Raw genomic sequence first — 7282 nt, 5'->3', positions numbered from 1 at the left:
AACTCGCCCAGCAGGCGGCTTAGTTTGCGTTGTTTCGATGGTCCAGCCCGAGGGGTTCACTCCAATACCGGGTCAGTTCTCAGTGGCAATCAACAATCATGCTGCTATCGGACACTCAAATTGTCATGTTACGGGAATGATACGTCGCCCTCTGTAATGAGGATCTATCGTCATGCCGGGGGCTCGTTATAGCTTTTCTCCTCTTTTTCGGCATGCGCTTCACATGGTGTGCAATCCAACATGGTCAACGAGGGAAAGAGGGCCACCGCAATCGCCGACACCCTGTCAACGTGGGAACTAAACCTGTTCGGGCGTGTTATCTCCCGGCATTCAAAGAGGATGCTGAAATAGGAGGAACACCATGAAAAAACTCACTTTTGTCACTGCGGCTGCACTCCTCTCGGCATCAGCCGCATGTGCTCAGAGCGAAACCCCGAAGACGTCGCAGACTACCCCGGCCGTCTCCGCTTCCGGAGAACAAAACCCCGGGGCGCCGGTCGCAGGGAAGAACAGCTTCACCGAGGCCCAGGCGAAGTCGCGCATCGAAGGCGCGGGCTACACCGACGTGTCCGGCCTGAAGCTGGACGACCAGGGCGTCTGGCGTGCAATGGGAACAAAAGATGGCAAGGCCGGCAACATCTCGCTGGACTTCCAAGGCAACGTAACGATGGCGAAGTAATCTGGACGAACGAGCTCCAGACAACCAACGAAAAGACACGAGGAGACACCTATGCAGACCGTAACAGGACTATTCGATTCCTACGACGATGCCCGTGCAGCCGTTAGGGCGCTGGAAGACGCCGGCGTAGCATCCGACCACATCAGCATCGTCTATTACAAGGACGGTAAAGAAGAGGTCGAAGGACAGGGCAATAACGCTGCCGAAGGCGCGGGAACCGGCGCTGGCATTGGAGCAGTCGCAGGCGGTGCTGGCGGCCTTCTGACTGGCCTCGGCATGATGGCCATTCCGGGCGTCGGGCCCGTCGTCGCCGCTGGCTGGCTAGCCGCCACCGCAGCAGGTGCGGTGGCGGGCGCTGTCGTCGGCGGAGCCGCCGGTGGCATCGTGGGAGCGATGATCGAATCTGGTGTTCCGGAAAAGGACGCTCAGGTCTATGCCGAGGGCATCCGTCGCGGTGGTGCCGTCGTCGCGGCCAAGGTCGAAAGCGACAAGATCGTCGCCGCGCAGTCTATCCTCGACCGCTCGCACGCTGTCAATCTCGGCACCCGTCGCGACGCCTATGCAGCGGAAGGCTGGACACGCTTCGATGAGACCGCTGATCCGTACACCTCCGAACAGATCGAGGCTGAACGCCGTCGTTACCGCGCCGATCCGCGGGTCTAACATCTGCATCCATAAGGTGGGCCGCTTCATCACGAGGCGACCCTCCCTGGTTCCGCCTCCAGCCTCACAGCGGTGCCTCGGGCTTTCGAGGAAGCGAGATAAGTTCACGTCCCTACATTACTACGGGCGTTTCAAAACAGCGCCTTACGCCTTATCGGCTATGCGCCGTCTCAAATCAACGCTTTCTCAGATGCTTAGCCGATCTGAGTTGCTGATCGTGTGTTCGAATCCTGTTCAAGACTTAGAAGTGTAGCAGTTCCAACACGCGGAACGCCATTACTCTGCGAGCTTAAGCTGCTGAGCCTACGAAAGGCCATCAGCCACCTTCGCCAGATGGGCGACCGATGTTGCCTTCAACTTCCCAATCATGTGCCCCCTATGGAGTTTCACTGTTGGCTCGGCGAGATTGAGTCTGCGGCGATCTTATTCAACCAACCGAAAGCAGAAATTCAGCTTCAGCCGCTGGGTCTACCGTCAGCGCAACCTCGTGGACGGTTCTTCAACCGTGTCGAGCAGATGCGGGGCCGTGCGACGCGATACGACCGGCGCGCTGTGTTTTACATGGCCGCCTTCAAGCTTGCAGCGACGAGGATATGGGTCGCCTCTGCTAATGAGTCCGCATCCTAGCAAGCCGCGAGTTTTTCGCGTGCGCGTTAAACCCCTATTTTTCGCTGTTCGACGGACATTTCGAGTCTCCTGACAGAGAACGAAAATACGGGAACTAATGCGCCAGGTTCAGCAGCACCCACCTCTTCGCTCACTGTTTCGCGACAGCGGCATTCATCTCACCGGCTCTCACCCCGGAAGAAACTAGGTCGGCTCGCTGTGAATTTGGGTCGCACAATCCTAATCATACAACCAGCAATGCTTTAAATCCGGAAGGATCGAATCAAAAGTAATCTTTCATAAACCCTACTTTTCTTCTGATTCAAAACAACTCCCCGCAAGTAAACTTCTGTGTTTCAATAGATAGGGGGAAATGGGAGGGGAAGATGATTACTGATTTTGCGCAGCGCCTGGCGGACTGCCCTGACATCACCACCGAACAACTCGAAGCCGTGTCCCTGTATTTGTGTGCAAAGCTCAATCGCGAGCGGGCAGAAGATCGAGCAATATCGTTCCTCACGGTCAAATCTAAGCGATTGGTCGAAGAAAGCCTGCTCCTTCGGATTGAGAAGATGAGGTCTTTGGACAAGGACGCTGTGTAGTCTAGGAACCAATTCTACGTTCGTCGTGTTCGCCTCCTAAAGGAGAACAGCATGCGACCACAAGACGAGCCAAGTCTACAAAATCACACCGAACCGGCGGCGAAGCAGCGACAGAAAGCATTATTCGGGCGCTCAGCCCTGACCCTTATCGCGGTTTTGGCAGCTATTGCAGCTTGCGTCTGGATCGGTATTGCTGTGTTCGGCATCACGACAGGCACTTAGCGATGGCAGAGGGCATCCCAACCAAAACAGGTTATGGGCGCGGATTGGTCGTGCTTGTAATCATGTACTGCTCATGATCGCGATTTCGGGATTCTGGTACTTTCCCAGCGCCTTAAGCCTTATGCGGCTCATCGCAAATACTGATTGAGGAGTTGTTCCGGCGTGGATGTTTCAAAAGACCTCCGCTGGAGAAACTAGCCCGGTGCTTCTGCATGCGTTCACGCTCAATTCACGCCGCCGACTACGCCTCCGGGATTACGATCTGCATAAACCCGCAGGATCGCAGTGAACGATACGACTCAAAGACAAGAGAAACTGGCCGTCCTCGCCAGACTTGTGATCTACGCAAGGGGATGTGCTGGGATAATAAAGGCGACGCAGGTCGAAGAGCGACTGGCCGCAACTCTCGATGCTATAACATCAGAGCTTGGCAGGAGATGATGCGGTTATTCACAGGGTTGGCGACCTAGACGAGAGGAATTGTTCCGCATTATTGCTGAGCCGTTCGCCTCTCTAGCGCAATTGTTTTTCGTTTAGACACAGCCTCGCTGAGAGAAGTTCGATCATAGTTCTCACCGCAAAAATGTATCCAAGCTTTCGGAATCGCGCGGGCCGTGTTTGCTCGGTCCCGTTCACAAATAATCGCTTGGGCCGCATCGGGCGCGATTGTTACCGCAGTCGGACTTGTAGCCCATGACACCGCAATTGTTCTCTCGATAATCACCCTTGCCATGCTCCGGGTCATGGCTAACTTCAAAGCAGCCAAAGACCTGCAAGATGAGGGCGGGTGATGAGCGAAAGCAAAATTGCGTTCGCGAGCGATTGACCCGCTATGAATAGAGCCACCGCACAGGCTACTGCGATCTTTGTGTTGAGGGTATGCTTGTTGATCCGACCTTCACATGGCGCCCACGTTCCAGCACATGGTGATCAAGCGCCGCGATCAGGCTATCGACGTTGTCGTGCTCGACGTCGAACGCTTTGATCAAAAAAGCGGCCGCTTCTTCTCCTAACGGGCTCTTGGGGTCGACCGAATTTTCAGCACACCATTCCTGATGCGTGTCTCTGATCGTGTTGAGTTGGTCTACGTTGAAGACCGACGATGAGTTCATGGGAGTTTGTGTCCTTCATCCATAACGCGAAAGCCGCTCTCTTAGTGGCGTAAGTTCAGAGGAACGGCACGCGTCACATCATCGAGCCTTGGCCCTTTGACGGTGCGATATTTAGCGGCAATTAGGTTATAGACCCCAAATGCGGCTAGCCCGATCGCAATGACGACATAAAGAACAGAGCCGAAAGGCAGTTCACGGAGCCACTCAAGCGCGTCTGCGATACCTCCCGCCTGATCTGGATCGACCTTGAAGCCAGCGTACGCAAACAATATCCCCGTGACAGAGAACACTGCACCTCGTGCCATGAGACCATACATGCAGATGTAGGAAAGCACTCCGCTCCGATCGGGGAACTGGACATACTTCTCGAATTTCCGAAGAGCACCTTTAGCTCCAGTGACAATACCTCCAACGATCAGTCCGATCCCGATCGCGATTGCTACATATGAGCCGGAGGGCTGCGACATCACCCACTGGGCGAGCCCTTTCTCTCCTGATCCACCGCTATCACCACTCGCACTGAATGCGCGCCCAAGGGCATATACGGCGAGACCAGTGTAAGTCACTGCGCTAGCAAGCAGCGCAGTCCGTATTACCATGGCTTTGCCGTCGTTGCCCTGCCCATCGGCATCAGCGATCGACTGAGCCAGCCGCCAGGCCACAAATCCGAGGAGCCCAAAACCGATCAATCCAACCCAGACGCGGCCGAGTGGCTGTTGCAGCAGGGTGGAGATCGCTGTTTTCGTTTCTGGCTGTCCCCCGGCTATCCCTGAGAAGAGTGCCAGAACCGCAACGAGAAGAAACACAATACCGCGGGCGGCGTAGCCCAGTTTCGCCAGTAGTTCGAAACGCATCACGGCTCGCATATCCATCTCCCGGTTGTTCGCGGTATCAACGCACGAGAACGACTGTTGTTGCCAAAGGGCATGGCACTGCCGCCCCTTATTCGTATTGTCTGCTCGTATTGGGTCATGTGGCGGCTTCTCTTGACCACTCGGCGAGCTTGGAAGAAACTGCCTCGACAGGATTGGAGGGTTCAGTGGTAGAGCAAAGTCGCTGGCGACACATGCGGACCGCGCCAAAGATGGCAGTCGGATACTTGTGACGATCTATCCATCAGAGCAGGGGCCTGGAGCTGTCGATCTTGCCTATTGGTCGAAAAGTGATCAGTTCGCGAAAGGCGGCTGGCGGTCCTCTGATTCCGCGCCTGGATTGATCATCGGATATGCCCAGCCTGAACTGAAATGCTGGATGCCTATGCCTGCAGCCGAGCTCGATCAGATAACTGTCCCGGCCTGGCAAGGCCAGAGCGACGACGAACTTGATGGATCGGGAATTTAGTGGAGGCGGCACTGGTCAATCCTCCTACGTGCTTCAGATTATCCGATGTTTGGTGAATTGGCCTTCACTCCGGGGGTGTCGCCACATTTTCATTACCTTTCCTGCCGGTGATTAAATCGAGACGCTTTCTGCCGTCACTCGGGTAGATGGCATCAACTCTAACCCTAAAAATTGCGAGCCGGGGCAGCCCGAGGTTGCGCACCAGCCAATCGGCGATACCAACTATGTTCATTTTTCTGCTGGAGAAGCTTTGACTTGGCGAAGATGCAGCAATCGCAATGCAGCGGGAACCGTCAAGGTGCAAGACACTCGTCGCAAATGCCGCAGCCATCCTCGTCCATCACCCAATTAGGAAGGTGGCGACAGCAACAAGCGCAAACGGCCAACTCGCCCTCAGTCACGGGCTGGGGCGGCAGAATCTCAATGTCGGCATCCGAAAACAGCTTGCTCATTTCATTAACCATCCCGATGCTCCCGAAGCGAAGATCGCGACTCGAAATAGTACCGGATTTCCAGCGAACAAGATGGCTTCTGGGAGCTGGAAAAATTTTCGATCGGGGTCTTGAACGACAAAATCTCAAAAACCAAATCGGTCAACGCCGACGGCCCAATGAGGGGGTCGGCTGACCGAGTAGGCGGGTTTCCCCGCTACCTTCCATGTTGCTTTACGGAGGATATGGGTATGAGAACTGAACTTGATTTTGCCCCGCTCTATCGTTCTAGCATCGGCTTCGACCGCATGTTCAACCTGCTCAGCAATACGCAGCGCCTCAACGCAATCGAGACCTGGCCGGCCTATGACATTGTCAAGACCGGCGAAGACGACTACCGCGTCACGATGGGGGTGGCGGGCTTTGGCGAAGGTGACCTGGATATCACTCAGGAGCGCAACGTCCTTGTAATCAAAGGCGGGAAAGCCGAGGAGCTCCAGGGCGAATATCTCCACCGGGGCATCGCTGGTCGTTCCTTCGAGCGTAAGTTTGAGCTTGCCGATCATGTGAGAGTGGAAGGGGCCGATCTGAAGAATGGACTTCTGACGATTGCCTTGAAGCGCCAGGTACCCGAAGCCATGAAGCCGCGCAAGATCGAAATCGGCGTTCCTTCGTCCGGTGGCGCGCCGCTCCGGCTCGAATCCGACCGCAAGGTCGCCTGAACTTAAGCAACTGACAAGAGCTAGCGCTTGCTACAGCCGGCCCGATTTGGGCCGGCTTCTGTCAATCAGTCCATTTCGAGCAGACGAAGGAGGTCGGTATGTTGCTCGCCCAATTTGATAAGCCCGTCTACGCACAGCGCCGGTATTTTGTGCAGGAGATCACCGGACTGGATGACGTATTCGATTTTCTCGACGAGTGGCCCAACGAGAAGCGAAACCTCGCTTACGAGACTCTTGTCCGATACTGTCGTGAAGCGGCGAACGGGCACTGGCCAATCGACGCAGTCCGAGAGAATTTTCGAGTTTTTCTGAAGCAGAACGGCAAGCTCGCCGAGCTCGAAGAAGTGCCTCCCCATCTTCGCCGTGACACCGATGCGAAAATCGGTGGAATGTAAGGTCGGGACTTGTCAGTTCTGCCGCTTATCGACCCCTTTGAAATCCTGCTATCCGGGGCAGGCGACTTGCCACACCGACTGCGGCTCCGATCCTTAGCCAATTTGCGGGTTCGCGCTTTGTAGCGGCCCAACAGCTCGGCATTAAGTATAAATCAGTCCAAGTTTTATCCGCACCTCCTCAAACACCGCGGCCGTTGAGCGTCTACAACAAGCAACTCCTGTAAACGGGCACTCAGTCTCGCCCCAGCCCGTAAATAACCCATTGAAAGAATTCAAAACGGGAAATGAAACGGGCGAACCGTTCGCCGAGAAACCAGCTCCGTTTCGCCCCTTAAAGTTAGTCGAAAAAAAACCGGTCTCAAGAGACCGGTTCAATAAATTGAAGTGTTGGTTTCCACGCAGAACTGAGCCGGTTTGGAGTGAACCCCTCGGGCTGGACCATCGAAACAACGCAAACTAAGCCGCCTGCTGGGCGAGTTGGGTTTCAAATTCTGCTGGCGACAAATAGC

Annotated in this window: 9 protein-coding genes and 3 pseudogenes; 8 read left to right on the top strand and 4 right to left on the bottom strand. The window is 55.3% G+C overall.

The window, feature by feature from the left end; all coding sequences use genetic code 11:
- Positions 1–361: 361 nt before the first annotated feature.
- Both GGE33_RS27300 and GGE33_RS27295 read left to right on the top strand, forming a co-directional pair.
- Entirely contained in the window at positions 362–679 is a 318-nt protein-coding gene (locus GGE33_RS27300) for a PepSY domain-containing protein (protein ID WP_183830620.1), read from the top strand.
- A gap of 51 nt (positions 680–730) precedes the next feature.
- Positions 731–1342 carry a general stress protein gene (locus tag GGE33_RS27295; protein ID WP_183830617.1) on the top strand — a complete coding sequence of 204 codons (612 nt, stop codon included), beginning with the start codon at positions 731–733 and terminating at the stop codon, positions 1340–1342.
- Between the two features lie 303 nt (positions 1343–1645).
- Here the strand turns inward: GGE33_RS27295 and GGE33_RS27685 are convergent.
- Positions 1646–1744 (bottom strand): annotated as a pseudogene (locus GGE33_RS27685) (DNA-binding response regulator); the annotation flags it as partial.
- Between the two features lie 28 nt (positions 1745–1772).
- Between GGE33_RS27685 and GGE33_RS27680 the strand changes: the two are divergent.
- The 3 genes and pseudogenes from GGE33_RS27680 to GGE33_RS27280 all read left to right on the top strand — a co-directional run.
- A pseudogene (locus GGE33_RS27680) lies at positions 1773–1969 on the top strand (IS5/IS1182 family transposase); the annotation flags it as partial.
- Between the two features lie 365 nt (positions 1970–2334).
- On the top strand, positions 2335–2550 hold the full coding sequence (locus GGE33_RS27285; RefSeq protein WP_183830615.1) for a hypothetical protein: 216 nt from the start codon (positions 2335–2337) through the stop codon (positions 2548–2550).
- A 51-nt stretch (positions 2551–2601) separates the two neighbouring features.
- The gene (locus GGE33_RS27280; RefSeq protein ID WP_183830612.1) at positions 2602–2772 is read left to right on the top strand and encodes a hypothetical protein; all 171 of its coding nucleotides are present in this window, start codon (positions 2602–2604) and stop codon (positions 2770–2772) included.
- Between the two features lie 854 nt (positions 2773–3626).
- Here the strand turns inward: GGE33_RS27280 and GGE33_RS27275 are convergent.
- Complete coding sequence (locus GGE33_RS27275) at positions 3627–3884, bottom strand: hypothetical protein (RefSeq protein WP_183830609.1); 258 nt, start codon at positions 3882–3884, stop codon at positions 3627–3629.
- A 41-nt stretch (positions 3885–3925) separates the two neighbouring features.
- Positions 3926–4750: a DUF1206 domain-containing protein gene (locus GGE33_RS27270; RefSeq protein ID WP_183830606.1), complete on the bottom strand. Its 825-nt coding sequence runs from the start codon at positions 4748–4750 to the stop codon at positions 3926–3928.
- 173 nt (positions 4751–4923) lie between these two features.
- On the opposite strand from GGE33_RS27270, the pseudogene GGE33_RS27420 reads away from it, so the two are divergent.
- Positions 4924–5225 (top strand): annotated as a pseudogene (locus GGE33_RS27420) (hypothetical protein).
- A gap of 64 nt (positions 5226–5289) precedes the next feature.
- On the opposite strand, the gene GGE33_RS27265 reads toward GGE33_RS27420, so the two are convergent.
- Positions 5290–5556 (bottom strand): hypothetical protein, encoded by a 267-nt coding sequence (locus GGE33_RS27265; protein WP_183830604.1) that lies wholly within the window; start codon positions 5554–5556, stop codon positions 5290–5292.
- A gap of 351 nt (positions 5557–5907) precedes the next feature.
- On the opposite strand from GGE33_RS27265, the gene GGE33_RS27260 reads away from it, so the two are divergent.
- Together GGE33_RS27260 and GGE33_RS27255 are read left to right on the top strand one after the other, a co-directional pair.
- Positions 5908–6378 (top strand): Hsp20 family protein, encoded by a 471-nt coding sequence (locus GGE33_RS27260; RefSeq protein WP_183830601.1) that lies wholly within the window; start codon positions 5908–5910, stop codon positions 6376–6378.
- Positions 6379–6476: 98 nt separating this feature from the next.
- On the top strand, positions 6477–6773 hold the full coding sequence (locus GGE33_RS27255) for a DUF982 domain-containing protein (RefSeq protein ID WP_183830599.1): 297 nt from the start codon (positions 6477–6479) through the stop codon (positions 6771–6773).
- Positions 6774–7282 lie beyond the last annotated feature (509 nt).

It is taken from the genome of Aliirhizobium cellulosilyticum (assembly GCF_014198105.1).
Lineage (GTDB): Bacteria > Pseudomonadota > Alphaproteobacteria > Rhizobiales > Rhizobiaceae > Neorhizobium > Neorhizobium cellulosilyticum.
This window is presented reverse-complemented; position numbering and strand designations above follow the sequence as displayed.